At 59.0% G+C, this 24,135-nt stretch carries 18 protein-coding genes; 6 read left to right on the forward strand and 12 right to left on the reverse strand.

From position 1 onward, the window contains the following. Positions 1 to 9: 9 nt before the first annotated feature. The 3 genes from G3M56_RS00670 to G3M56_RS00680 all read left to right on the forward strand — a co-directional run bounded on the left by G3M56_RS00670 (position 10) and on the right by G3M56_RS00680 (position 4,074). Complete coding sequence (locus tag G3M56_RS00670; protein ID WP_164364964.1) at positions 10 to 819, forward strand: TerC family protein; 810 nt, start codon at positions 10 to 12, stop codon at positions 817 to 819. Between the two features lie 9 nt (positions 820 to 828). Then, positions 829 to 1,749 (forward strand): EamA family transporter RarD, encoded by a 921-nt coding sequence (rarD, locus tag G3M56_RS00675; protein ID WP_164364963.1) that lies wholly within the window; start codon positions 829 to 831, stop codon positions 1,747 to 1,749. Positions 1,750 to 2,121: 372 nt separating this feature from the next. Beyond that, on the forward strand, positions 2,122 to 4,074 hold the full coding sequence (locus G3M56_RS00680; RefSeq protein ID WP_164364962.1) for a BCCT family transporter: 1,953 nt from the start codon (positions 2,122 to 2,124) through the stop codon (positions 4,072 to 4,074). Between the two features lie 19 nt (positions 4,075 to 4,093). Here G3M56_RS00680 and G3M56_RS00685 read toward each other — a convergent pair whose 3' ends face one another. From G3M56_RS00685 to polA, 4 genes are all read right to left on the reverse strand, one after another. Then, on the reverse strand, positions 4,094 to 5,140 hold the full coding sequence (locus G3M56_RS00685; RefSeq protein ID WP_164364961.1) for a hypothetical protein: 1,047 nt from the start codon (positions 5,138 to 5,140) through the stop codon (positions 4,094 to 4,096). Between the two features lie 14 nt (positions 5,141 to 5,154). Beyond that, positions 5,155 to 5,784: a dTMP kinase gene (gene tmk / locus G3M56_RS00690; RefSeq protein WP_164364960.1), complete on the reverse strand. Its 630-nt coding sequence runs from the start codon at positions 5,782 to 5,784 to the stop codon at positions 5,155 to 5,157. A gap of 756 nt (positions 5,785 to 6,540) precedes the next feature. Then, entirely contained in the window at positions 6,541 to 6,924 is a 384-nt protein-coding gene (locus G3M56_RS00695; protein ID WP_164364959.1) for a rhodanese-like domain-containing protein, read from the reverse strand. Between the two features lie 45 nt (positions 6,925 to 6,969). Further along, entirely contained in the window at positions 6,970 to 9,795 is a 2,826-nt protein-coding gene (gene polA / locus G3M56_RS00700; RefSeq protein ID WP_164364958.1) for a DNA polymerase I, read from the reverse strand. Positions 9,796 to 9,905: 110 nt separating this feature from the next. On the opposite strand from polA, the gene G3M56_RS00705 reads away from it, so the two are divergent. Together G3M56_RS00705 and G3M56_RS00710 are read left to right on the forward strand one after the other, a co-directional pair. Next, the gene (locus G3M56_RS00705; protein ID WP_164364957.1) at positions 9,906 to 10,859 is read left to right on the forward strand and encodes a hypothetical protein; all 954 of its coding nucleotides are present in this window, start codon (positions 9,906 to 9,908) and stop codon (positions 10,857 to 10,859) included. A gap of 130 nt (positions 10,860 to 10,989) precedes the next feature. After that, a complete protein-coding gene (locus G3M56_RS00710) occupies positions 10,990 to 11,685 on the forward strand; it encodes a toxin-antitoxin system YwqK family antitoxin (RefSeq protein WP_164364956.1) in 696 nt (231 codons plus the stop codon). A 76-nt stretch (positions 11,686 to 11,761) separates the two neighbouring features. Here G3M56_RS00710 and G3M56_RS00715 read toward each other — a convergent pair whose 3' ends face one another. Both G3M56_RS00715 and G3M56_RS00720 read right to left on the reverse strand, forming a co-directional pair. After that, positions 11,762 to 12,223: a hypothetical protein gene (locus G3M56_RS00715; RefSeq protein ID WP_235203506.1), complete on the reverse strand. Its 462-nt coding sequence runs from the start codon at positions 12,221 to 12,223 to the stop codon at positions 11,762 to 11,764. A 106-nt stretch (positions 12,224 to 12,329) separates the two neighbouring features. After that, positions 12,330 to 13,103 carry a Stf0 family sulfotransferase gene (locus G3M56_RS00720; protein ID WP_164364954.1) on the reverse strand — a complete coding sequence of 258 codons (774 nt, stop codon included), beginning with the start codon at positions 13,101 to 13,103 and terminating at the stop codon, positions 12,330 to 12,332. A 54-nt stretch (positions 13,104 to 13,157) separates the two neighbouring features. On the opposite strand from G3M56_RS00720, the gene G3M56_RS00725 reads away from it, so the two are divergent. Further along, positions 13,158 to 14,021 (forward strand): hypothetical protein, encoded by an 864-nt coding sequence (locus tag G3M56_RS00725; RefSeq protein ID WP_164364953.1) that lies wholly within the window; start codon positions 13,158 to 13,160, stop codon positions 14,019 to 14,021. Positions 14,022 to 14,408: 387 nt separating this feature from the next. Here G3M56_RS00725 and G3M56_RS00730 read toward each other — a convergent pair whose 3' ends face one another. The 6 genes from G3M56_RS00730 to G3M56_RS00755 form a co-directional block, all read right to left on the reverse strand. Next, positions 14,409 to 16,397: an ABC-F family ATP-binding cassette domain-containing protein gene (locus G3M56_RS00730; protein ID WP_164364952.1), complete on the reverse strand. Its 1,989-nt coding sequence runs from the start codon at positions 16,395 to 16,397 to the stop codon at positions 14,409 to 14,411. Between the two features lie 76 nt (positions 16,398 to 16,473). Next, on the reverse strand, positions 16,474 to 16,908 hold the full coding sequence (locus G3M56_RS00735; protein WP_164364951.1) for an STAS/SEC14 domain-containing protein: 435 nt from the start codon (positions 16,906 to 16,908) through the stop codon (positions 16,474 to 16,476). 291 nt (positions 16,909 to 17,199) lie between these two features. Further along, complete coding sequence (locus G3M56_RS00740) at positions 17,200 to 19,533, reverse strand: sulfatase-like hydrolase/transferase (protein WP_164364950.1); 2,334 nt, start codon at positions 19,531 to 19,533, stop codon at positions 17,200 to 17,202. 182 nt (positions 19,534 to 19,715) lie between these two features. Then, on the reverse strand, positions 19,716 to 20,909 hold the full coding sequence (gene galK / locus G3M56_RS00745; RefSeq protein ID WP_164364949.1) for a galactokinase: 1,194 nt from the start codon (positions 20,907 to 20,909) through the stop codon (positions 19,716 to 19,718). A 158-nt stretch (positions 20,910 to 21,067) separates the two neighbouring features. Continuing rightward, positions 21,068 to 22,087 (reverse strand): aldose epimerase family protein, encoded by a 1,020-nt coding sequence (locus tag G3M56_RS00750; protein ID WP_164364948.1) that lies wholly within the window; start codon positions 22,085 to 22,087, stop codon positions 21,068 to 21,070. A gap of 6 nt (positions 22,088 to 22,093) precedes the next feature. Beyond that, on the reverse strand, positions 22,094 to 24,094 hold the full coding sequence (locus G3M56_RS00755; protein ID WP_235203507.1) for a sodium:solute symporter family transporter: 2,001 nt from the start codon (positions 24,092 to 24,094) through the stop codon (positions 22,094 to 22,096). Positions 24,095 to 24,135 lie beyond the last annotated feature (41 nt).

Raw genomic sequence — 24,135 nt, forward strand, 5'->3', positions numbered from 1 at the left:
ATCACCGCAATGACAAGCGATCTTTCGTTCCTCCTAGCCGACGCCGCAGCCGCTGCCGGTCCCGATTCCCTCGGCAACCTCATCGGAGTGTTGCTCCTTCTTCTCGGCCTCGAACTCGTCCTCGGAGTCGATAACATCCTCGTAATCTCCATCATGGTGGCGCGGTTGCCGGAAGCCCAACAACAACGAGCCCGCATCATCGGCTTGGCGCTCGCCCTCGTTGCCCGCATCGTCCTTTTGTTCGGCGTCACCTGGTTGCTCCAGCTCAACACACCACTCGGCGAAGAATATCCAGCCCTCGCCGGTGTCCCGATCATCGCCTCACTTTCAGTGAAGAACCTCATCCTGCTGGCTGGCGGGCTTTTCCTTCTCTACAAAGCCGTTCACGAGATCCACCACGTCGTCGAACTCCACGAGGAAACCGCAGGGCCAGCGAAAGTCTACGCATCCTTCGGCGCGGTGATCACCCAGATCGTCATGCTCGACATCGTCTTCAGCCTCGATTCCGTGATCACCGCCGTCGGCCTCACCAGCCATCTGATGGTCATCATCGTTGCCGTGGTCGCGGCCTTCGCCGTCGTGCTCGCCTTTGCCAAACCGATCGGCGATTTCATCCTCGCCCACCCGGCCTTGAAGATTCTGGCTCTGAGTTTCCTCGTCACCATCGGTGTCACCATCATCATGGAGGCCTTCAACCAACACGTGCCAAAAGGCTACATCTACCTGCCAATGGGGTTTGCTTTGGTCGTCGAATTGTTGCAAATGCGCTACTCCTCCAACCGCAAATCATTCGACACCCGACCACCGGCTGAAAGCTGATACCCAACCATGCCAGACACGCCTTCCGCCCGACCATCCAACCTGCACAGCGGGCACCTCGCCGCCCTCGGTGCATTCATCGCGTGGGGCGGACTGACCGCGTACTGGAAGGCACTCGGAGACATCCCAGCACTCTCCGTCGTCTCCCACCGGCTGCTATGGTCCTTAATCTTTCTGTGGATCCTGATGTCACTACGCGGCCGTTGGGGCGACTACCTGGCCGCACTGAAGAACAAACGAACGCTCGGCATCCACTCGGTGGCCAGCGTTCTCATCGGAACCAACTGGCTGCTCTTCATTTGGGCCACTCTCAATGGGCACATCGTTGAATCCGCACTCGGCTACTACCTCTCGCCGCTCGTCCTCATCGCGATTGGCGCGGTGCTTTTCAAAGAAAGGCTCCAGCCCCTGCAATGGGCTGCGGTCGTGTGCGCGGTAATCGGATTGGCAATCCAAGTTCCACTGCTCAGTCGGTTTCCTTGGATTGCCGTGGCTTTGTCCGTCACCTTCGCCAGCTACGCGCTGGTGCGGAAACGTTCGCCGCTGGGATCGCTCACCGGACTGGCGGTCGAAACGTCCTTCTTTTTCATCCCGTGCGCGGTTTGGCTCACCCTTGCTCCCACAGGCGGCTGGACCTCGATTACGCCCGCCCAGCCGCTGCAAGCCGGCCTACTGCTGGGATCCGGCGTGGTCACCGCCCTGCCCTTGCTCTGGTTTGCCCACGCCGCGCGGACGGTGCGCTTTGCCACCATCGGCATCCTGCAATTCATCGCGCCGACCATGCAGTTCCTGCTCGGTGTCTTCCTCTACCATGAGCCCATGCCCGCAGAGCGCCTGACCTCGTTTGTCTGGATCTGGATCGCCGTGCTGCTCTATGCCATCAGCCAGCGAAAACAGGCCAAATTCGCCACCAGCGAACCCACAGACTAGCAATACGCACCCGCACAGCTAGCACCAGAACGCCCACCAATTAACACGCAGGCGGCACATAATACCATTTGAACGGTCAAATTGGCGGAATGGCGGAGAGCTTTTCGAGTGAGGCAAGGCGCGAACCGCGATGCTAGCGGGCTACCTGAGCTGTGAGCAACACAGCATCACTCAAAAAGATCCCGCCAAGATCACTTTCTTCATCTCTGATCCTACTCACTCAATCCCCATCGGTTCCGACAAGGTGACCGTTTAAAGGGTATAACACACCGAACTCTACTCAACCCATACCCAGCGACTCCCGTAATCACGTCCTGAAGCACGCGCCGGCACGTTGCCTCCGCATGCGCTCAACCCACCGGGAGACGCCCCATGAAAAAGCACTTCGCATTGATCGACAAGATGACCTTTTTCGGCGCCTTGGCGTTGCTTTTCGCGGTCATTTTCCCACTGGTTCTTTTCCCGGACGAGGGCGCGACATGGATCGCGGCCGCGAAGAACTTCATGACGACCAAGCTCGGGTTCGCCTACCTCACGCTTGGCCTGATTGCGGTCTTCTTCATGGTCTACATCATTTTCTCGAAAATCGGGCAGATCAAACTAGGTGAACCCGAAGAAAAGCCGGAATTCGGCACTGCTTCCTGGGCCGCCATGCTCTTCTGCGGTGGCATCGGCGCCAGCATTCTGTACTGGGGAATGATTGAATGGGCGTATTACTACAGCAATCCGCCCTTCCAAGCCGAGCCTGGCAGCGAAGAGGCGATCCGCTGGGCCGCGACCTACGGCATCTTTCACTGGGGCCCTGTGGCATGGTGTATCTATCTGATCCCCGCGCTTCCCATCGCCTACTTTTTCTATGTTCGGAAGCAGCCGGCACTCAAAGTTTCGACCGCTCTGATGCCGATTCTGGGAGAGCGCCATAGCGTCGGCAAACTCGGAAAAACCTTCGATATCCTCTTCATCTTCGGCCTGCTCGGGGGCGCTGCCACCACGCTGGGGCTCGCCGCGCCACTGATCAACGCGGGGATCGGCAAGCTCACCGGCTTGGAAACCACCAACTACTCGCAGATCGGCGTACTGCTCGTCTGCACCGCGCTCTTCGCCTACTCCAGCTACAAAGGCATGGACGGCGGTATCAAGGTACTCAGTAACATCAACTTCTGGGGTGCCCTCGGATTGCTCGCCTTCATCCTCATCGCCGGCCCCACCATTTTCATGCTCGAGACCGGGCTCGACGCCGTCGGGCGCATGCTCACCAACTTCTTCCGCATGGCCACATGGGCCGAACCATTCGGTGGCATGGGAACTTTCGCCAACACAGAGTTCCCGCAGGACTGGACCATCTTCTACTGGGCATGGTGGCTGGTGTTCGCTCCGAGCATGGGCCTCTTCGTGGCACGGATCTCGCGCGGCAGGACCATCGGCCAAATGGTCATCGGCTCTATCTTCTTCGGCTCGGCCGGCTGTGCACTCTACTTCATTATTCTAGGCAACTACGGACTCTCCTTGCAGCTGAGCGGCGAACTCGATGTGGTCGGCATTCTTAAGAACGAAGGTGCCACTAGCGCCATCTTCAGCATCCTGGACCAGCTACCCATGGCCCCCATTGTCATCGGTGTTTTCACGCTGCTGTGCCTCATCTTCACCGCCACCACCTTCGACAGCATCTCCTACATCCTGGCCGCCGTGGTGCAGAACAACGTCACCGAAGAGCCCATGCGCTGGAACCGCTTGTTCTGGGCCTTCACCTTGTCGCTAATGCCCTCGGTCCTGCTCTTCATGGGCGGACTGGAGACACTACAAACGGCGGCCATCGTCGGCGGGCTTCCGCTGCTCGTCATCTCCGTGCTCCTCATGTTATCGGGCATTAAAGCTGCCACTCTCGACCTCCGTCTCCAAGAGGATTATCAATCCCCGGTGATCAACATCTCGGAACTTCCGGAACTCGATCCGTGGAGCGAAGAAGGCCGCGCTCTGACACGCTTCGAACAACTGCGTGACGAAGCCGGGGATGCGTCGCTGGCAGAGCGCAACGCTCGCCAAGCCCTGTGGGACTTCAAAACCGAGCTACGCCAGGAAGCGAAAGAACGAGGTGCCAAGGGGATCAACTTCGTCGAAATCGAATCCGCCAAACAAAGTCAACTCAAGCGCTTGGAAAACGAACTTGAGGACGCCCGTGAAGCCAAACTACAGGCCTCCGAAGCAGCCCAGGCTGCCCGCGCCACATTCGATGCGCTGATGAAGGAAAAGCACGAGTTCGAGCTCGCGGAGGCCGAGAAAAAAGCGCGCAAGAAGCTCAAGCGCCGACTGCGCAAGATCGACTAGCGCGTCAGTGTTGCGGCCACTAGTCCACACCGACGATGTCGAGGAACGATGCCTCGAACGCCAGGTTCTCCTGCACGTTCGTATTGGCCAACTCACCCAGGCGTTCAACCGCTTTCATGCGCTTCTCAAGCTCCGCATGCGACAACTGCGACGCCAAGGATTCAGCCACCTTTGAATAACGAGGCAACGACCGCCGCTTTCCACCCACCTGCGCCCGCACCGCATCCCCAAAAAGCGCAATCAACATCTGGACCACGCCTTCGCGGACTTTAAGGTAATCCGACTTCCCCCGGGCGGCGAGCTCGGTCTCGCGACGCTCGAGGTACTTGCCGGCCTCGCTGGCATCTTTGTAGCGCCTGCCCTCTTCTTTGAGGATCGTCTGGTAATGTTTGTCGATCTCCGCCTTGCGCTGACCGAGCACATCCTGAGTCGCCCGCGCGAGCACAAACGCATCCTTCACGGTCGAGCCTCCATTTTGCAATGCCTCTCCAATCTGGTCGAGCCACCGCGCTTCTGGAGTCCCGGTTTCGGGTTCAATCATGCCGTCACCGATCAATTCCACCTGAATGCAGCGAGAAAGAATGGTGTCGAGCAGCTGCTCCGGGCGCGAGGTAAGGATCAGAATGATCGAGCGATCCGGCGGCTCTTCCAAGGTCTTGAGGAAAGCGTTGCTCGACTCCACACCGAGACGGTCCGCCTCGCAGATCACAGCAACCTTGGTTTCGTTCATGCCGCAGGAAACCCGCAACCCCTTCTCCAGTTCATGAATGTCCGCCACGCGGATGCGGCGCGCCGCCGAAGCCGGACGCACCACGTTGACCAATGGACCAGCCGCCTCGTCGAGCGATGCAGCGGGTTCCGCCTCCACAGGTGCCGCCGGCTCTTCACCGAAAAGACCAGCAACAGGCTCGCCCGCAGGCTTGGATTGCAGCAAGGCGATCAGCTGACACGCCAGCTTCTCTTTACCACTCCCTGCAGGACCAGTGATGAGATACGCGTGTCCGAGTCGGTCGTTGTCGCGGGCATTGCGCAGGCTGGTGAGCGCTTGATCAATCGTGAAGGCCATGGATGCGTGAGTGATTAGAGGTGTTCCTCAAGAACGGCGACGATCGCCTGATGCACAGTGTCAATATCCTGCGCGGCGTCAATCACAACGATGCGCTCCGGTTCGGCTTGCGCCAAATCGAGGTACCCATTGCGCACCGATTCAAAGAACGCATCCGATTCGCGCTCCATGCGGTCCGGGGCATCACCGCGCGAGCTACTGCGCTCACGCCCGGTCGCCACGTCCAGATCGAGCAACAAAGTCACGTCAGGCACGCGCCCACCGGTGGCAATCGCATTCACCCGCTGGATCATCTCCACCGACAACCCACGCGCCACGCCCTGGTACACCGTGGTCGAATCAATAAACCGATCGGCAATCACCACCCGCCCCGCATCGAGCGCCGGCCCGACCACTTCGCGCATCATCTGGGCCCGACTCGCGGCAAAAAGCAGCAACTCCGCCTCGGCCGCCATCCCATCCCCCGCCTCGTCGTGCTGGAGCAAGTGGCGGATCTTCTCACCGAGCGCGGTCCCTCCCGGCTCGCGCACCATCACCGGCTCGATCGAGCGCGACTCAAGATACGCTTTGATGCGCTGAAGCTGCGTGGACTTGCCACACCCTTCAGACCCCTCCAATGACAAAAAGAACCCAGGCTGACTCATGGCGCCGACGTTCGGGAGAGATCGCCCCGCCGTCAATTCCATTCCTCTCCCCGCCTTAATCCTTATCGCTATCGGGATCGCTATCCCAATTCCCAATCGGAGCGCGCCGATAGCGAAGAGGATCAACTATCCGCGCCCGATGGATGCACGCGCAGCGCTGAGGGGGACGGCATTCCTGCCGTCGATGATGGGCAAGCTCACGCAAAGACCCAAAGATCCCAAAGGGCGGCCAGCTCCGGCACCGGGGAGGGGCGCAGCAGTCACCGCAGATCGCGTTTTTTTCACAGATTGGCAGGATGAGGAGGCTTTGAAAGTGGGCGTGGTGAATCGCTCTCTACCACAAGAGTGTGGTAGCTCCATCGCAACACGTACAATGACCATTCCCGGATGGACCAACGACACTCCTGTCGTTGCTCGCTAAGCTCCGTCATCAGTTCGGCTCCCGAACCATGCACGCGCAGCGCACGGGGGACGGCATTCCTGCCGTCGATGATGGGTAGGCTCACGCAAAGACCCAAAGATCCCAAAGGGCGGCCAGCTCCGGCACCGGGGAGGGGCGCAGCAGTCACCGCAGATCGCGTTTTTTTTCACAGATTGGCAGGATGAGGAGGATTTGAAAGGGGGCGTGGTGAATCGCTCTCTACCACAAGAGTGTGGTAGCTCCATCGCCTCCCCTCGTCCACCATTCCCCGATGGACCAACGACACTCCTGTCGTTGCTCGCTAAGCTCCGTCATCAGTTCGGCTCCCGAAAAACCTACCGCATCACATTCTTGTATCCGCCGTGGTCAACCACGTCCCGGCACCCGAAGTCCCGCATCAACTCGAAGACCATGCCCGACTTACGTCCCGTGCGGCAGTACAAGTTGATCCGTGCGGTCGGATCGGGAATCGCCTGAGCCAAAGCAATCTGCAAATCCCCCGTGGTCTCCAACTGATCTACCGGAATATTAACCGCCTCGGGCAAATGGCCCGATCGGTACTGAGCCTCGGTGCGCAAATCGATCCACACCGGGGCAGGTGCGTCCACCGCCGCCGCAAACAAATCATCGTCCGAAGGCATGCTGGCGTGTTCACAGGCAGACACCACCAACAACACCAGAGCCGAGCCCAACGCTGCGAATAATCGTGTTGTGTCCATATTTCCCTAGTACGAACTCCAGCTGGATTCAGACCCGAGGTTCGCTTAGTGCGCCGCCAACCAGTTGGCGCCCACACCGGACTCCACCACGATTGGCACGCCATTGAGCGGCAATGCATTGACCATCGCCTCCTCCAGCACGCGACGAACGTCGGCTTCTTCGTCCGGCACGAGATCGACCAACAATTCATCGTGTACCTGAAGGATCAACTTCGACTCAAAGCCCGCCTCGCGGAATGCCTTGTCGGCGCGAATCATCGCAAGCTTGATCATATCGGCAGCAGTCCCCTGGATCGGCGTGTTGATCGCCATCCGCTCGGCGGCGCTGCGGATCGTGTGGTTGCGTGAATTGAGATCCGGTAGGTAACGACGACGTCCACCGAGCGTCTCGACGTAGCCGTCCTTCGCTGCTTTCTCGACCACCGTTTCCATGAACGACTTCACGCCGGTATAAGTGGCGAGATACGATTCGATCAACTCGCCCGCCTGCTTGCGCGGAATCCCCAAGCGCTGTGAGAGACCGAACGCGGAGATGCCATAAATGATGCCAAAGTTCACCATCTTCGCGCCGCTGCGCTGCTCGCGGGTCACTTCGTCGCGTTCCACGCCGAAGACCTTCGCAGCCGTGGCGGTATGAATGTCCGCTCCTTCCACAAAAGCCTGGCGCATCACCTCGTCGTCGCTGATTGCGGCCATGATGCGCAGTTCGATCTGCGAGTAGTCAGAAGCCATCAGCAAACGCTCCGGCGAACGCGGGACAAACGCACGGCGCACCCCGCGCCCGAGCTCGGTGCGGATCGGAATGTTCTGCAGGTTCGGATCGCTCGATGCCAGACGCCCGGTCGCAGCCACCACCTGGTGGAACGACGTGTGGACGCGCTGGGTGGTCGGGTCAATGAACCCGGGCAGGGTATCGACATACGTGTTCTTCAGCTTGGTCACCTCGCGGTAATCGAGCACATCGCGCACGATCTTGTGGTCCGGCGCCAGCGACTGCAGCACTTGCTCGTTGGTCACGAACTGGCCGGTCTTGGTCTTCTTCGGCTTCTCCACCAGCTTCATCTGGTTGAAGAGCACATCGCCCAACTGACGCGGTGAGTTCAGGTTGAACTCAGAACCCGCAGCCTCCATCACCGCCGCACGCAACTCGGCAGCACGCTCGCCCAGGCTTCCGGAAATCTCATCCAGCGCCGCGGTATCGATCGCGATGCCTTCACTCTCCATCCGCACCAGCACTGGCAACAACGGCGCCTCGATCGCGTCGTACACCGCCTGCTGGCCACTCGATGCCAACTGTGGACGCAGCTTCTCCGCCAGACGCCACGTGATGTCCGCGTCTTCGCAGGCGTAGTTCACCACATCCTCAAGTTTCTCATCCATCGCCTCAGCCATCGACTTCTGGTCTTTGCCCTTGGCTCCGATGAGTTCGGTGATCTTGAGCGGCGAGTAGCCGAGCAGCGACTCCGCCATAAAATCCATGCTGTGTCGCTGCGATGGCTCGAGCATCCCATGCACCAGCATTGTGTCGAAAAACGGCCCAGCCACCGGGATCTGATGCGCCGCCAGCACCTGCAGGTCGTACTTCAAATTCTGGCCTACCTTTCCCACCGCCGGATTGGCAAACCAATCGATCAACGCCTGCGGCAAAACCGCCGCCTCGGTGCGTACTTTACGCACGTCCACCATCCACGCATCGCCTTCCGCCGCGGAAAACGCAATGGCCAACAACTCGGCCACCCGTGGGTTGAGCGATGTGGTTTCCGTGTCGAAACAGACGGCCTTCGCATCCTTCAACGCGGCGAGCATTTCCTCCACACCCGCCGCCGTGTCGACGTAACGGTAGTTCACCTTGGCTGGGTCAAACTGCTGCAGCCCCGCATCGCCGAGATCCAACTCACCCGATGGTGCGGCCGCACTGGCGCCAAACAAATCATCGGAGGCATCGCTCGCCTTCGGAGCAAACCCACGCCCCGCTTTGAACTCACCGCCAAAGAGCTTCCGCCCGAGCGCATTGAACTCAAACTCCACGCACATCGCGCGCAGCGTCTCGTCGTCGCGCTCACCGATCACCAAGTCCTCAAACCGCTGCTCGACCGGCGCGTCGGTGACAATCTTCGCCAACCACTTGGAAAGTACCGCCTGCTCGCGGAAATTGGAGACATTCTCCTTCTGCTTGCCCTTGAGCGACCCGACATTTTCGATCAGCCCTTCGACCCCTCCAAACTGAGCAACGAGCTTTTTCGCCGTCTTCTCACCAATCCCCGGCACGCCTGGAATGTTGTCGGACGCATCGCCCCACAGACCGAGGATGTCCACCACTTGCATCGGATCCTCGACACCCCACTTCTCCCGCACTTCCTCGACCCCGATCACCTCGGGATCACTGCCCTGACGCCCCGGCTTGTAAATCTTCACGTGCTCGGTCACCAACTGGGCAAAGTCCTTGTCCGGCGTCACCATGAACACCTCACACTTCGCATCGTGTGCCTCGGTCACCCGCGCCAGCGTACCAATGATGTCGTCGGCCTCGTAGCCATCCAATGTGATCACCGGCAAGCCCATGGCCTTCGCCCACTTCTTCACGTGCGGGATCGCCGCGGACAACTCCTCCGGCATCGCCTCACGCTGCGCCTTGTACTCGGGGAACTTGTCGTGCCGGAAGGTTGGTGCAGACGTATCCAACACCAACGCCAAGTGCGTCGGGCGCTGCTTCTGGATCAAATCGAGCAATGTGTTGGCGAACCCAAAGAGAGCGGAAACATTCACCCCACTCGTCGTACGGATCGGGCTGCGCATCATCGCAAAATGCGCCCGGTAAATGAGCGCCATCCCATCCAAAAGAAACAGCCTGTGGTCGTAGTCGTCTGCCATGGGAGCACCTTAGCGGGGGACCCGCCGATGAGAACCTAAATTTTCCTCTGGAAAATCACGCCCACCGCACGTTGACTGTTGCGCCCCCCTAAACCCCACAATCCCAACTCATGAAGTTTTTCCTCAACCTCCTCCTCTCTCTGGTGCTGATCGCTCTGGGCTACCTCTTGTACCCGAACATCGCCGGCCAGTTGGGCCTAGACCAAGCCGAAGAGGAGCCAACCGTTGCCGAAGAGCCTGCAAAGCAGGATCCGAAGGTCGATGAAGCTCCAGATCCTGCAGTTCCCGCACCCGACCCTGCAGAGGACCCTAAACTCACGGAAGAAGAGGAAGTCGACACCGAACCTACCGTCGCCCCTCAGGACCTTACGCCACCCGCACCGACCGGCGACACGACATCTGCCATCGCTCAGCGCTTCCCATATCCGGAGATCAAGTCGCTGGCTGACATTACCAAAAACTGGACCGAGGTTCCTGGTCGCGCCTATCCGGAGACCATCACCATTCACAAGCCGCTGCAGTTCGCCGTCGGCAATTCGGGCAACACATTGACCAAGCCCGCCGGATCGAAGGTCGTCCCGCTCGGCACCAGCAAAAAGCGCAATATCAAGGTCGCCATGAACCGCGACAGCGAGGCCTTCGCCGTCATCGCCATGGATGAAACCGACTTCAAAGATCAAGTCCGCGCGCTCTACCGCAAGGGCGTCGAGCGCATCTACGCCCGCGTCGATGCCCACCGCGCCTCCGAGCTCAAGCGCCGCCAGGCCGCAGCCGCCGTGCCAGACGAAGTGAAAAAGACCGCAGGTGCCATCCCGGAAACCAAAAACGACGAGGAACGCTACATCGCCGTGATGCAGGCAAGCGTCGACAATGGCGAACTGCGAGGCATAGACGCCAGCACCATCATCGATTGGCGCTTCCTCGGGTTCGAAACGATCAACGGAGAGGGCTACTGGACCGGCGCGGCCGTCTACGAAACCTCGACCATGTTCGGGCGCTTCCGCGAAGAAGCCAAAGCCTTGATCAAAAACGACAAAGTCGTCCGCTGGATCAAGTCCAACTAAGCCACTCGATTCACCGAATCCCGCACCGTCTGTGATGGTGCGGGATTTTTTTCTGTCAGGAGAGGCAGACCGGCACCGCTTGCCCGGCGTGCCCGATACGCTATAGTCCCCGCAAACCATGACCCAAGCTATGACCACACGCATCCCGCTCGTTCGTTCGTCCCTCCTTGCAGCACTCGCCCTCGGATCGCTCGCATTGAGCAACTGCAAACCACCGGAAGGCTGGGTGATGGAAGGCGAAGGCGGCGCGAAGGTGAAGACCACCAAGCTCGAGATCAAAGATGGCATCGCCATCAACCCGGCCACAGGCAAACCAGCCAAGGGCATTGTCCTCATCCCATTCGAAGACGAGCCGGACAAGGTCCAGTTCAGCACCACCTACAAGAATGGCCTCAAGCACGGCCCCGAAGTCGAGTTCCGCAAGAATGGCGACATGTCACGCGAAACCGGCTACCATCAGGGACAAGCCCGCTACCTCATCGTCCGCTACAAGGGCGGCATGATGAAAACCCTCTCGTTCTACGAAGACGGCTCAGCTCCTGCCGACGAAAAGTGGATCGGACCACACACCCGCGCCCACAAAAACGGATTCGCCAGCGCCAACGGCATCCGCGCCAACAATTACCACGGCTGGGACAAGCGTAAGGTCGACTGGAACAAAGAAGGCCAGGTCAGCGGCGACTACCTCTTCTACCAAGGCGAACTTGTGGAGACTCTCTTCGAAGCAGATGCCCAGGCAGACCGCCGCGCCGAACGCGAAGCCTGGAACGACGAAAACCTGACCGGCAACGACGAGACCGCAGCCCCAGCCGACGAGCAAAACTAGGCGTCTCCGTTTTCCAAATCATAAAAAAGCCGGCACCCGCAATCCGCAGGTGCCGGCTTTTTGTTGGAAAATGATCTCAATGCTCGTGGTCGCCAGTACAAACCGCGAGGGTTTCGACATAGCCATCGCCGCCAAGCACCCAGTACGTGCCACATGCTTCCTCCGGCAGATTGGTCATCGAATAGATCGTGTCACCCACCTTCGGCGAATCTGATCCCTCGCGTACTTTGATCTGATCAAGGCTCTGCAGCACAAACGGTTCATCGCCTCCACTCGGCGGCAGCACCCCACCACCAAAGCCAGCGTTCCCTACCTCCACGTGACCATCAGCCGGCTTCACATCGGCAGCCACCGCTTCGGGTTGCCCGACCTCCGCAGGCTCAACCGGAACATATTCAGGCTCGGAAACCACTGCCGATTCCTCGGCCTCCGAAGTTTCCGGCGATTGTGACTGCTCCGCAGGAGCCGAGGGCTTCTCACCGCAGCTGGTCATCCAGGCTGCAGCGACTAACACTGACAGAATCTTTACGATTTTCATGTTCACGGGGGATTGTGGAGGTCTCCGGAACCAACCGAAGACTCCGAACCATGAACATTTGTCGCGCCGGGGTCAATCCTGAAGCCAAACCCCGGCGCGAAGCTCGTTAGCCCTTCCGCACGTCCTCGCGGTAACGCGCGTACCACTCGTCATTCACGGCATCTGCCAACTGACGGTAATGGGACTTTGGCTGTTCGTAATCCACAGGGATATCCACCCCGAGGAAGCGCAGCGCACCAATAGCGGTCTGCTCGTAGTCCTCGACGAAGTTTTCGTACTCGACCACATACGGAGCGATCTGATTGTCCTGGAAGAACTTCTGCCATTCCTGTTCTTCTTTCTCGAAGCGCTTCACCTCTTTATCGATCGCAGCGAAATCGTAGACCAATTCGACGTCCTGCTTGCCCTGACCATTGTCTTCCTGCATCGAGTTGTAGATCTTGGTCTGCTTGGCCTTGTAGAGGGAAATGGCCTGACGCACCTTGTCGCGACGACGAACCCAGAAGTACTTCAGCTCAGGGAACGCCCCCTTCAGCACCTCCGCCACGTTCTCGGAACGCGTGCCGGTGTACTGAGGATCGGCAAGCAATTGCTCGCGGAACCACGCCACGTGCTTCCACATGATCTTGGCTCCGAACACACCATTGGTCTGGCGCTTGGCCAACAGCGAGCGCAGGTACAACGAAAACGACTCCTCAGGCGGCGTCAATCCGTGCTCCTCGGCAATGACCGGGCTGCGGGTTGGCGAAAAACACTCCTGCGGATAGCCAGCCAGCTCACTCAGCCACAGCGACTGACAGAACAAATTACTCCCACTGCGGTGGGTGGCACAAACCAAGTACGTGATTTTTGGAGAAAGAGAGTCGTTGCCGGTAGTCATCGTGGGATAAACTAGCCTCATCCCCGCCCGCGTCGAGTGGAATCCTTGCACGTCATGACCATTGCTCCACCATCCCGCCCCGCCACCCTCTGGCCACTCAGTGACAACCCATTGGTAGCCGGCTCGTCACTGCACGAGTGGCAATCCCGCATCGCTGACGAACATGCCCCGGCCGAGGCCGCACTGATCGCCAACGCATGGGTCACCGCAGACGACTGGCAGGCGCTTGCCACCACTGCCCCCGGCACCCGGTTACTCTCCACCGACGGTGAACTCCTGGCGTGGCACGGAGCCCCATCTGACGAAGGCCCATCTCTCACCGCCTCGCCCCACTCGGGGTTACTGCAATTCCCCTGGGACGTACTCGAGCTCAACGAAAGCCTGCTCTCCTCACTACAAGCGGACCAGATCCTTGGCGAAGTGCATCCCGCCGCGCATGTCGAGGGCACGCTCCACCTCGGACGCGGTTCCCGCATTCTCCCTGGCGTCTTCATCGAAGGCCACGTCATCATCGGCGATGGATGCAAGATCGGACCGAACTGCTACATCCGCGGCAACACCACCATCGGCAACCGCTGCCACATCGGCCAATCGGTGGAGATCAAAAACTCGATCATCGGACACGACACCGCGATCGGCCATCTCAGCTACGTCGGCGATTCCATTCTCGGCAACAAAGTCAACTTCGGCGCAGGAACCATCGTCTCCAACTACCGCCACGACGCCATGCCCCACCGCAGTCTGGTCAACGGCAAGCTCACCGACACCGGACGCCTCAAGTTCGGCACCATCGTCGGCGATGGCGTGCACACCGGCATCCACACCGCCATCTATCCCGGCCGGAAAATCGGCACCGGTGCCACCACCCTCCCCCAAAGCACCGTCACCACCGACATCGATGACGGCGACGAAGTGTGAGGATCCCCCACTGACGCATCCTCCGCCCACTCGGCAGGAACGGCTCCCCCTCTGTGCGGCGGGCATCGAGTGCGTCCGCGGTTAGGCGCTCTGTATTGGAAGACTGATCGAACCGACGATCACGGAGCTCCGATTCCGATTCCGATTCCGATTCCGATTCCGATTCCGATAAGGATAAGGATAAGGATAAGGATAAGGATAAGGATAAGGATAAGGATAAGGACCTAACCCCACTGCCCTCCCCTGAAAGGGGAGCTCAAACCAGCCCACGGTGACGGGAGCCTCCGGCGACCACACCCTGGGTCACGCCACCGCCCGCAAATCCGGCGGAGCGTACGGCTCCGCCGAACCGCAATGGCCCACCCGATGGCCGCTTATCCAGCCCCGCTACGCTTCGAGCTCAGCCGTCACCTTCTCGATTTCTTCGGAAATATCCGACCACTGCGAGTACGCACCCTCAAGCTCGGCATCGACGTCCTTGAAGCTCTGCAAGAACAACTGCGCTTCCTCTTTGCTCTCGAAGGTCGACAAATCATTCATCTTCTCGACCATCTCCGCCTTGGTCGTCTCCAGCTCGGAGATCCGCGCTTCGACTTTTTCCAACTGATCCTCAAGCGGCTTCAGCTTGGACGCCCGCAACTTCCGCTTTTCAGCTTCGATGCGGCGTTGTTCTTTGCGGTTCACACCCGAGGCACCACCACCTGACGCAGCCGCCGCCCCGGCGCTGGCGGACGCATGCAATGCCTCCACCCGGGCAGCTTCCTTTTCCTCGGCTTCCCGCTTCGCGATGTAGTCGGACACATTGCCCAGGAACAACCGTGGCGGCGCCCCCACACGGAACTCGAGCACTTTGTTGACGATAGGATCGAGGAAGTCGCGGTTGTGCGAGACAATCGCAAACGTTCCTTGGTAATCGAGCAACGCCGACTGCAAACGCGCCTGCGACGCCATGTCCAGGTGGTTGGTCGGTTCGTCTAGAATCAAGAAGTTCGACGGTGTCAGCAACATCTTCGCCAGTGCCAAACGCCCGCGCTCACCACCGGACAGCACGCTCACCGACTTGAACACATCGTCGCCACGGAAAAGGAAGCAGCCGAGAATCGAACGCGCATCAATCTTCGAACCACGCGTATCCACCGACTCCAGAGTCTCCAATGCGGTCAGCTTTGGATCCAGTTCCTCCGCCTGATCCTGGGCGAAGTGGTTGAGCATCACATTGTGCCCGAAAGTCATCTTGCCACCGGTCAGCGGCTCTTTTTCCGCAACGATCCGCGAGAACGTAGATTTACCCGCGCCGTTCACCCCGACCACCGCAATGCGGTCGCCCTTTTCCACAGTGAAATCCCAGTTGTTGATGATGCGCTTCTCTCCGTAGTGCTTGGAGACATCCTCGAGCTTCACCACGGCCTGGCCACTCGGTGGCGCGTCCGGGAACTTGAACCGCACTTCAGGCCCATCCTGGTCGAGCTCGATGCGCTCGATCTTTTCCAGCATCTTGATCCGGCTCTGCACCTGCTTCGCCTTGGTCGCTTTGGCTCGGAAACGGTTGATGAAATCCTCGGTCTTCTCGATCTCGCGCTGTTGGTTGGCCGCCGCTTTCTCCAACTGCTCACGGCGCAGCACGCTCTCCTTCTCGTAGAACGAGTAGTTGCCCGAATACTCTTCGACCCGCCCATTACCGAATGCCAACGTGCGCTTGCACAGCGCATCCAAGAACGCCCGGTCGTGGGAAATGAGCAAAATCGCACCGCGGTAGCTCTTGAGATATCCCTCCAGCCAACGCTGCGCCTCGATGTCGAGGTGGTTGGTCGGTTCGTCGAGCATCAGCACTTCAGGCTCCTGCAACAGGAGCTTCGCTAACGCAATACGCATCTGCCAGCCGCCGGAAAACTCATCGGTCATGCGGTCGAAGTCGCCTTGCTTGAAGCCAAGTCCGCGCAAAATCGTCTCAATCCGCGGGCGGATACGCGACACGTCATGTTCTTCGAGCTGCAATTGCAGATCTCCCATACGGTCGAGCGTCTCGGCATAGTCGTCGCTTTTCGGGTCGAGCACCTCGAGCTCGGCGCCGAGTTCCTCAAGTCGCTTCTCCACTCCGAGGATATCGCCGAAGGCACTCTCCGCCTCCTGCATCAACGTCAGCCCCGACGTTTCAATCCCCTCCTGCGCGAGATAGCCCACGCGCACCGCTTTGGCTTTCACGATCTTGCCCCCATCCGGAGTCACTCTCCCAACGAGGATCTTCATCAACGTCGATTTGCCCGCACCATTCGGCCCTACCAGAGCGACACGCTCCTTCCCCTGAATCACAAAGGACAGATCGGCAAACAGCACACGGCTGCCATATTCAATTCGGACATGTTGGACGGCGAGCATGGGGCGCCAACTTACCGCTGCCCGCAGCAGATTCCATCACGAATCCACCGCGCCGCACGAACTTTCCCCGGCCACACTACGCGCCACCAGCTCTGCGCGCCGACGCCTCAATCACCGCATTGCGCGCCGCACGCTGGTCGTCCAGCCACGCCATAGCCTGCGACTCGACCCGAAACACCCGAATTCTCACCGATGACCGCGCAAATAGCGCCGCCAACTGGTTTGCCTGCCCATACACCCAATCCTCATTGCTCAAGATCGCTAACGACACTCCGTCAAAATGCCGCAACTGGGAGAACATCTTCGGCACGTGTGCCACGATCCCCAGAATCGACACGTCGACCCCTTCCACATCCCGGGCATCCAGCAGCTCGTACAAGTGCGCTCCCTCTTGCGGCAGCTTCTCAATCTGTGCCGAGGGGTGCCTCAGCAAGTCCTCCTTGGTCACACGGCCGAAAGCACGGGTGTGCATCAGGTCGTTTTCCGCATCGTAGTGAAGTTCGGTCGGCATGATCTTGGTATCGGGCTGAGAGAGACAATTTCAGCAACGATACGGCCAATGCCGGCCAAACGGTTTCACCTCGCAGAGCCCGCCCGTTATTCCATTTGAACGGTCAAATTGGCGGAATGGCGGAGAGCTTTTTCGAGTGAGGCAAGGCGCGAACCGCGATGCTAGCGGGCTACCTGAGCTATGAGCAACGCAGCATCACTCAAAAAGATCCCGCCAAGATCACATTCTTTATCTCCGATCCTACTCATTAAAATCCTCATCGGTTCCGCCAAGGTGACAGTTTAATTGGTATTATTCCTCAGCCGGATCGCGCCGCAACTCCACCCGGAGGAAGAACCGATCCAACGCATCCGGCATGTGCTTCCGCATCGCCTCCAGATACTCCGCTTCGGTATCAAACTCGATATCCCCTTCCGGTCCGATGAACCGGGACAACGTGATCTGATCCGTCGGCCGGCCATTCCAATAACTAGGCCACGTGAAGTAGGCTTTGTAGCCGTCCCGCGAAAGGAGCATTGCCTCACGTGTCGAGCCACCCTGCGCGGTCGTCGCGACGATCGATCGTCCCTCCCCGCTCAAAAGCGAAATCCCCGCCATATCCTTTGGTGGGTTACCGTCCGTCAGGTAATCGAGCAAACTCGGCAGCACATCAAGCTGGCTGGCATCGTCGACCAGCGGCCCACGACCATAGCTCGCAGGCCATTTGATCATCATCGGAACCCGCACTTGCTCGTCCTCAAGCGACGACACATGCAGCCAACCACCGTGGTCCTGGAATTCCTCACCATGGTCGCCCAAGACGATCACGATCGAGTCATCATACCGACCGCTCTCCTTCAAGAATTGACAGAACCCCTCGACCAAGTGATCCGCCCAGGCCACGGAGTTGAAGTATTTGTTCTTCACCAGCCGCACTTCCTCGTCCGAGGGGAACGCCGGAAAATAACGTGACTCGTAATAGTCCGGGAATGGCAGCTCGAAATCCTCGTGCCAGGTGTACATGAAATGCGGCGAGTCAATGGCCACGATGTCCAAGTGCCCGCCCACCGGACGCCCGGCGATCTGCGCTTTCAAATCCTCCATCAGCACACGCTCGCGCTCGGGCAAAGGCAGACCGAAAATCGGATCGCCTTCCACATTCTCACGCACGGCTTCAAACAATTCATCACCAGTGGAGAAGAAGTGTGGCCCCATATCGCGGAACTCCAGCTCGGATGCCGCATGCACGCGCATCTTGTATCCGGCGTCCTTGAACAGGTGAAACGTCCGCAAGCCGGGCCATCCCTGTTCTCTCGCCTCATCCCGTTCATCCTCCCAGTGGATCGGCACCTGACCAGACAAGGTTCCGAACCACCCGAGATGCGTTCCATTGGAGCTCGACCACCCGCGCCCGATCGGCTGGCACTCACGCGATTTGAACTGGTAGAGAAACGGGGTGACCTCCGGCGTCAGGGCATCCGCCCGCAGTGACTCCAGGAAAATCACGTAGATGTCAGGCTTCCGCTCCAGCTTCAACGCATCCAACTCCTGAAGCCCCGCATGATCACGGAACTTCACATCGAAATACGCCAATCCCTCCGGCGGACGCACAGGCGAAATCATCACCGAAAACTCATTGTACTCCTGCATCCAACTGCGCCGCGCCTTCCACTCGCGCCCCACGGTCTGCTCGATCGCCGCCCCGAAAAAGCCCAGCGCAATCGCCAGTAATGCCCACACCGGTGCCATCCGGAAGCGCACTTTGTGGGAGATCCAGATCGTCGCCCACGTCAGAGCACAGGCTCCGAAGAACACAGCCAACCCAAGCGCCACTGCAGCCGGCACGCTCATCTCAACACCGCCGCCGCGCAGTTCCTCTTCCAAATTCATCAACCCGTCCCAGCCAAAGTTGTTCAGAAAATCGAGCAGGGTTTGGTTCCAAAACCCGACGATGAAGTGGTCGAGCACGATCGCGATCGGCGCCAATGTCGCCAAACTCCAGATCACCTTGCGGCTCCACAAAGGACCATTCTGAATCGAAAGTTGGATCACAAAGTAGAACCCACCGGTCAACGCCAGCTGCGAAAACGCACGGTTCACAAAAAGGCTCAGCTTGTGCCAGCCGTCGATCTCGGTCATGCGCTCGATCAGATAGAGGTTATGCCACATCAACAGCAAATACAGCGCCAGGAAGAACAACGCATTCCATGGCTTTGGTCGCCGCATCCAAGCCACCGCCGAGCGGAAATCGTTGATCGTCGGCTTCGGATGCCGACTCAATTTCATCGCTCCCGCACTGATCGCCACGATCACCCCAAACCATAACGCGAGGTAGCCATAGCCAGTCACCACATTGCACGCCCCCATCACTCCGACCAACACCTGGGCGGCCAGCGTCACCTTCAGCCACATCGTCGAATGAATCGCCTCACGGTCGCCGGATCCCAACCAACGGGCCAGCCCACCCCAAACCATGGAGCCCACAGCCGCAGCTCCCAGCATAATCAAAATGTGACTACCGAAGTAACTCGGCCCGAGATAGAGCGACAACTCGTCCGCACCAAAGCGGTGGTGCTTGATCACCGGGATCACCCCAAGCAACAGGCCACAAACCCAAACAATAGAGTGCAATAGAGCGAAAGGCATAACAAAGATCCAGATGCCCGATCCGACAATCATCAACAGCACCGGAACAAGCGCGGGACTCTAGCTGCAGATTCATGTCCGCTCAAGTGAGGGAATCCAGCCAGCCGCTATCATAAAAAAACACCCCGTCGCACGCAATGGACGCGACCGGGTGTCGGTAATTGTTTTCAGGAACGAAGCTCTTACGCCTCGATCACCATGGCACCCTTGGATGGACGCGCTGCGATGATCTGCGGCACGATGCCGGTTTCCTTCTCGTAACGCTCGGCCAGGAAGGCGGCCACCGCATCCGCGCGGTCAGCACGGCACAGGGTAACAGTCGATCCACCAAAGCCACCACCGGTCATGCGGGCACCGATCACGCCGCCCTCGGCACCCAGCTCGGCAGCAGCCTCGACCAACACGTCGAGCTCGCGGCATGAGACTTCGAAATCATCGCGCAGCGACTCATGGCTCTGCCACATGTAGGTTCCGAGCTGCTCAAGATCGTCCTCCTCAAGTGCCTTGGCAGCACCAAGTGTGCGGGCGATTTCACCCACCACGTGACGCGCACGGCGGAACACTTCATCGCCCACTTCTTCGCGGATCGCCTCCACGTCGTCCATGGTGACTTCGCGCCAGTTCGGCTTGCCGATCGCGGCCAGGGCGACCTCGGTCTGCTTGCGGCGCTTGGCGTATCCACCATCGCTCAACTGGTGGGAAACCTTGGTATTGGAAATCAGAACGGTCAGCTCCTCGTGCTCGAATGGCACCAGTTGCGCCTCTTCCTTCACACAGTCGATCAACACCAGACGGTTCTCCTCGCCAAAGGCCGAAGCGAACTGGTCCATGATACCGCATGGCACGTTGGCAAACTCATGCTCCGCCTTCTGGCTCAGCAATGCCTTCTCCTTCGGCCCCAACTCGGTACCGGTCAGAACTTCAAGCAAGGTGGCAAAAACCACCTCCACCGCAGCACTACTGGAAAGCCCCGCACCAAGTGGGATCGTCGACCCCATCATCGCGTCGAACCCTTTGATCGGCCACAGTCCACGGGTGCGGAACCCATCAAGCACACCGCGTGGGTAGTTCGCCCAGGTTGGCTGGCCCACTTCCGGGTTGACCGAAAGGTCGATCACCGCGTCCTCAAACCCCTTGCCAGCGGTCAGCACCGCCTTCGGCTCGCCGGTCTCGTTCGGCGCGGCAGCCACCACAGCGTAGAGCGGCAGCGCGAATGGCATGACGTAACCGTCGCAGTAATCGATGTGCTCACCGATCAAGTTCACGCGCCCGGGAGCCGCCACCACAATGGTAGCCTCCCGACCAAAGCGCTCTTTGAAGTCGGCCTTCACTGAGGCGACAAGTTGATCAAGTGCTGGGATGGATTCAATAGCCATGGTTCTATTCAGGATCTGGATAACGAAGAGACGGACCAACGCGCCGCCCCTCCTAAAACTGAACAATCAGCGGCACCGCCGGAACTACCGGCAAATCCTCTGATCGTAAATGATTGCGCTCAATGAGCGGTTCTACGGGACATGCAATCAGGCGAATATCAACAGCCAAACCGCCAGCGGATGATGTGTCGGTAGGATTCGCCCGGATTCAATACCGCAGACGGAAATTCCGGATGATTCGGCGCGTCCGGGAAGTTCTCAGACTCCAACGCCACCCCCGAATACGCCCGATACTCGGCCCCGCCTTTACCCGGAACCGTCGCATCGAGATAACCGCCAGTGTACACATGCACCGCTGGCTGGTTGGTCAGCATTTCCATCCAGCGGCCGGTACCGCGGTCGGTCAAACGCAAGGCACAGCGGGTTCCATCGCCATCAATAGCCATTGCGTGGTCGAGGCCGCGCATCGGGCCAATCTGTGGGTCGTCCAATGCCAAAGTTTCTCCGAGATCAATGCCTTCGCGCATGTCGAATGGCGTACCATCAACCGCCAGCACCTCGCCGGTTGCCAGATGATCTTCATCAATTGGCAAGTAGCGCGACGCCGAAACCTTCAGGTCGTGCGACTCCACCGTCGACTCCGGATCCCCGCTCAGGTTCCAGTAGACGTGGTTGGTCAGGTTGACCACCGTCGGCCGGTCAGTCTCTGCGGTGTACTCGACGGACAACTCACCGTCATCCGACAAAAGATAAGTCGCACGCACGGTCAGCGCTCCGGGAAACCCGCCGTCACCGTCCGGGCTCTCGAGCAAAAACGTCACGCCCTGGCACACACCGTCGATCTCGATCACACTCTCCACCGACCATTCACGGTCGCCGAACGGCGCATCACCGCCATGGAGTGCGTTCGGGCCGTTGTTCACCGCAATCTGGTAGTCCTCGCCATTGAGCGAAAACTTACCATTGCGGATCCGGTTGGCCACCCGACCACAAGTCGCACCGAAGCAGGCTACATTGCGCTTGTGGTCGTCGAGTGTGTTGCCCCCCACCACCACGTCAGCAAGCTGACCGTTGGCATCCGGCACCTCGACCTTGAGGATCGAAGCACCGTGGGAGGTGACCACCGCCCGCACAGGAGACTGCGCGGACTCCAGTAGAATCACGTGTGACTGAGCCATTCCCGCTTACCAGAAGATCACGTACAGGGCGAGAGTCGCGAGCACCACGAGGCCACCAGCAAGTTTGGCACCACTCGAGGTTTCAAGCTCGATCTCTTTGGTCTCAGGCATTTCCACCGGCTTACGCATTGGCGCGATCATAGTCACAATCGCACCTGCAAGCAGCACAATGATGAAGCAAAGGCCCATGCGGTCGAGGAATGCCATATCGTCCGAATACCACCAGCCGTTCTTGGTGATCCATGGCCCCAGCACCCACTTGAAGGCTGCGTAAGAAACGATGTTCAGACCAATACCGACCGCGCCAAACCAACGCGGTGTGCGTGGCGAGAAGAAGCCGAAGATGAACACCGCGAGGATACCTGGGGAGATGAACCCTTGGAATTCCTGGATGTATGCGAAGATACTGCTGAAGTTGTTCAGAGCCGGAGCAATCAGACCGGCGAGGATAACGAACAAGATCACGAACACACGGCCGACCACCACCAGCTTGGCCTGGTCTTTCTGACCCGAGAAGTTCGCGTAAAGGTCCATCGTCGCGATGGTCGATGCCGAGTTGAGCATCGATGCCAGCGAGCTGATCACCGCACCGCAAAGAGCGGCCAGCACGAACCATGAGATGTACCAGTGGTCCTTGACCAAGTTGCGCACCAGAATTGGGAACGCGGCATCGTAGTCGTATCCGACCATCTTCGGACCGACCGCGATCGTCGCATTGTCGCCATTCGCTTCGACGTCCTTCTCGACCGCCTTGTCTGCAAGACCGTTTACCAAGGCCACCAGATCCTCAGGAGTCGCCTCCGCAGGAACCTCGACCTCTTCACCGGCCAGCTTGGCGTTGCGCTCCACGAGCACTGCAACCTGCTCGGGCTGCATGGTCACAAACGCACGGTCGACTTTGATGGCTTGGGTCTCCTTGATCCCTTCCATCGCCTTCGAGTTGCGGGTCTCCGCCGAATCGTGCAGATCACCAGAGAACAAGTTGAATGCCAGGATACCCGGAATCACCACGAGGAATGGAACCACAAGCTTCAGACCGGCTGCGAAAACGATACCTTTCTGACCTTCCGCCAGCGACTTCGAGCCGAGGGTTCGCTGCACGATGTACTGGTTGAGACCCCAGTAGTAGAGGTTTGGAATCCAGAGACCAAGCAGCAGAGCAGTCCATGGGATATCGGTGTCTTCCTTCGGACGGATCATGTGCATCTTGCCGCCGGATCCATTTGGTCCGTTCTGGGCAACCGCTTCGCCTTCCTTGCCGTCGTTGAGGAGAATCAGACGGTCGATCGCGCCCGCATTCTCAATATCTTCCACTGTTGCTGTCGAGTTCGCGACCTTGGTCTTGATCAACTCCTCAGCCGGAGCATCCGACAGGTGGCTGAACGCCAGGAACATCACGATCGCACCACCCACGATAAGAGCCGCACCCCAGATCAAGTCGGTCCAAGCAGCTGCTTTCAGACCACCGATGAACACGTAAATCGCTGCCGCAGCGGCAATCAACCAACAGACAGCGGTGAGGTTGTTGAGCACCGGCACGTCCTTGTAGTACTCGGAAATGAACTTACCACCGGAGAAAATCACCGACGAGGTGGTCACGAAAACCAGCGTCACGATCATCGGAATCGCCATCGCCATCCGCGCCACACCGTCAAAGCGGTACTGCAGGAACTCGGGAATCGTATAAAGACCAGCTTTCAGGAACTTTGGCAGGAACCAGAACCCCACAATCACCAGTGTTACCGCCGCCATCCACTCGTACGACGCAATCGCCATCCCCAGCCAGTCAGCAGCCTGACCGGACATACCGACAAACTGCTCGGTAGAAATGTTTGCCGCAATCAGCGAGAAACCAACCAGCCACCAGGTAAGTCCGCGTCCTGCCAGGAAGTAATCAGACGCCCCCTTCTCACTATCATGGGTCCGCTCCCCTTTTGACTTCCAAATACCAAGGGTGATCACGCCAATCACGGCGCCCACAAACAGGACAAGTTCCAGATAGTTCATATTTCTGAGGGTAAAAGTGAAGAACCCGCCACCGGTCGCGC

The organism is Sulfuriroseicoccus oceanibius, from assembly GCF_010681825.2.
In the GTDB taxonomy this organism is placed as follows: domain Bacteria; phylum Verrucomicrobiota; class Verrucomicrobiia; order Verrucomicrobiales; family SLCJ01; genus Sulfuriroseicoccus; species Sulfuriroseicoccus oceanibius.

Excerpts from the sequence above, each read along its gene's own strand:
- G3M56_RS00710 (WP_164364956.1), top strand. The coding sequence starts at position 10,990 with ATGACCACACGCATCCCGCTCGTTCGTTCGTCCCTCCTTGCAGCACTC.
- G3M56_RS00730 (WP_164364952.1), bottom strand. The coding sequence starts at position 16,397 with ATGCTCGCCGTCCAACATGTCCGAATTGAATATGGCAGCCGTGTGCTG.
- G3M56_RS00735 (WP_164364951.1), bottom strand. The coding sequence starts at position 16,908 with ATGCCGACCGAACTTCACTACGATGCGGAAAACGACCTGATGCACACC.
- G3M56_RS00755 (WP_235203507.1), bottom strand. The coding sequence starts at position 24,094 with ATGAACTATCTGGAACTTGTCCTGTTTGTGGGCGCCGTGATTGGCGTG.
- G3M56_RS00685 (WP_164364961.1), bottom strand. The coding sequence starts at position 5,140 with ATGGCCTTCACGATTGATCAAGCGCTCACCAGCCTGCGCAATGCCCGC.
- polA (WP_164364958.1), bottom strand. The coding sequence starts at position 9,795 with ATGGCAGACGACTACGACCACAGGCTGTTTCTTTTGGATGGGATGGCG.
- G3M56_RS00715 (WP_235203506.1), bottom strand. The coding sequence starts at position 12,223 with ATGAAAATCGTAAAGATTCTGTCAGTGTTAGTCGCTGCAGCCTGGATG.
- G3M56_RS00725 (WP_164364953.1), top strand. The coding sequence starts at position 13,158 with ATGACCATTGCTCCACCATCCCGCCCCGCCACCCTCTGGCCACTCAGT.
- G3M56_RS00695 (WP_164364959.1), bottom strand. The coding sequence starts at position 6,924 with ATGGACACAACACGATTATTCGCAGCGTTGGGCTCGGCTCTGGTGTTG.
- G3M56_RS00740 (WP_164364950.1), bottom strand. The coding sequence starts at position 19,533 with ATGCCTTTCGCTCTATTGCACTCTATTGTTTGGGTTTGTGGCCTGTTG.
- G3M56_RS00705 (WP_164364957.1), top strand. The coding sequence starts at position 9,906 with ATGAAGTTTTTCCTCAACCTCCTCCTCTCTCTGGTGCTGATCGCTCTG.
- G3M56_RS00670 (WP_164364964.1), top strand. The coding sequence starts at position 10 with ATGACAAGCGATCTTTCGTTCCTCCTAGCCGACGCCGCAGCCGCTGCC.
- galK (WP_164364949.1), bottom strand. The coding sequence starts at position 20,909 with ATGGCTATTGAATCCATCCCAGCACTTGATCAACTTGTCGCCTCAGTG.
- G3M56_RS00750 (WP_164364948.1), bottom strand. The coding sequence starts at position 22,087 with ATGGCTCAGTCACACGTGATTCTACTGGAGTCCGCGCAGTCTCCTGTG.
- rarD (WP_164364963.1), top strand. The coding sequence starts at position 829 with ATGCCAGACACGCCTTCCGCCCGACCATCCAACCTGCACAGCGGGCAC.
- tmk (WP_164364960.1), bottom strand. The coding sequence starts at position 5,784 with ATGAGTCAGCCTGGGTTCTTTTTGTCATTGGAGGGGTCTGAAGGGTGT.
- G3M56_RS00720 (WP_164364954.1), bottom strand. The coding sequence starts at position 13,103 with ATGACTACCGGCAACGACTCTCTTTCTCCAAAAATCACGTACTTGGTT.
- G3M56_RS00680 (WP_164364962.1), top strand. The coding sequence starts at position 2,122 with ATGAAAAAGCACTTCGCATTGATCGACAAGATGACCTTTTTCGGCGCC.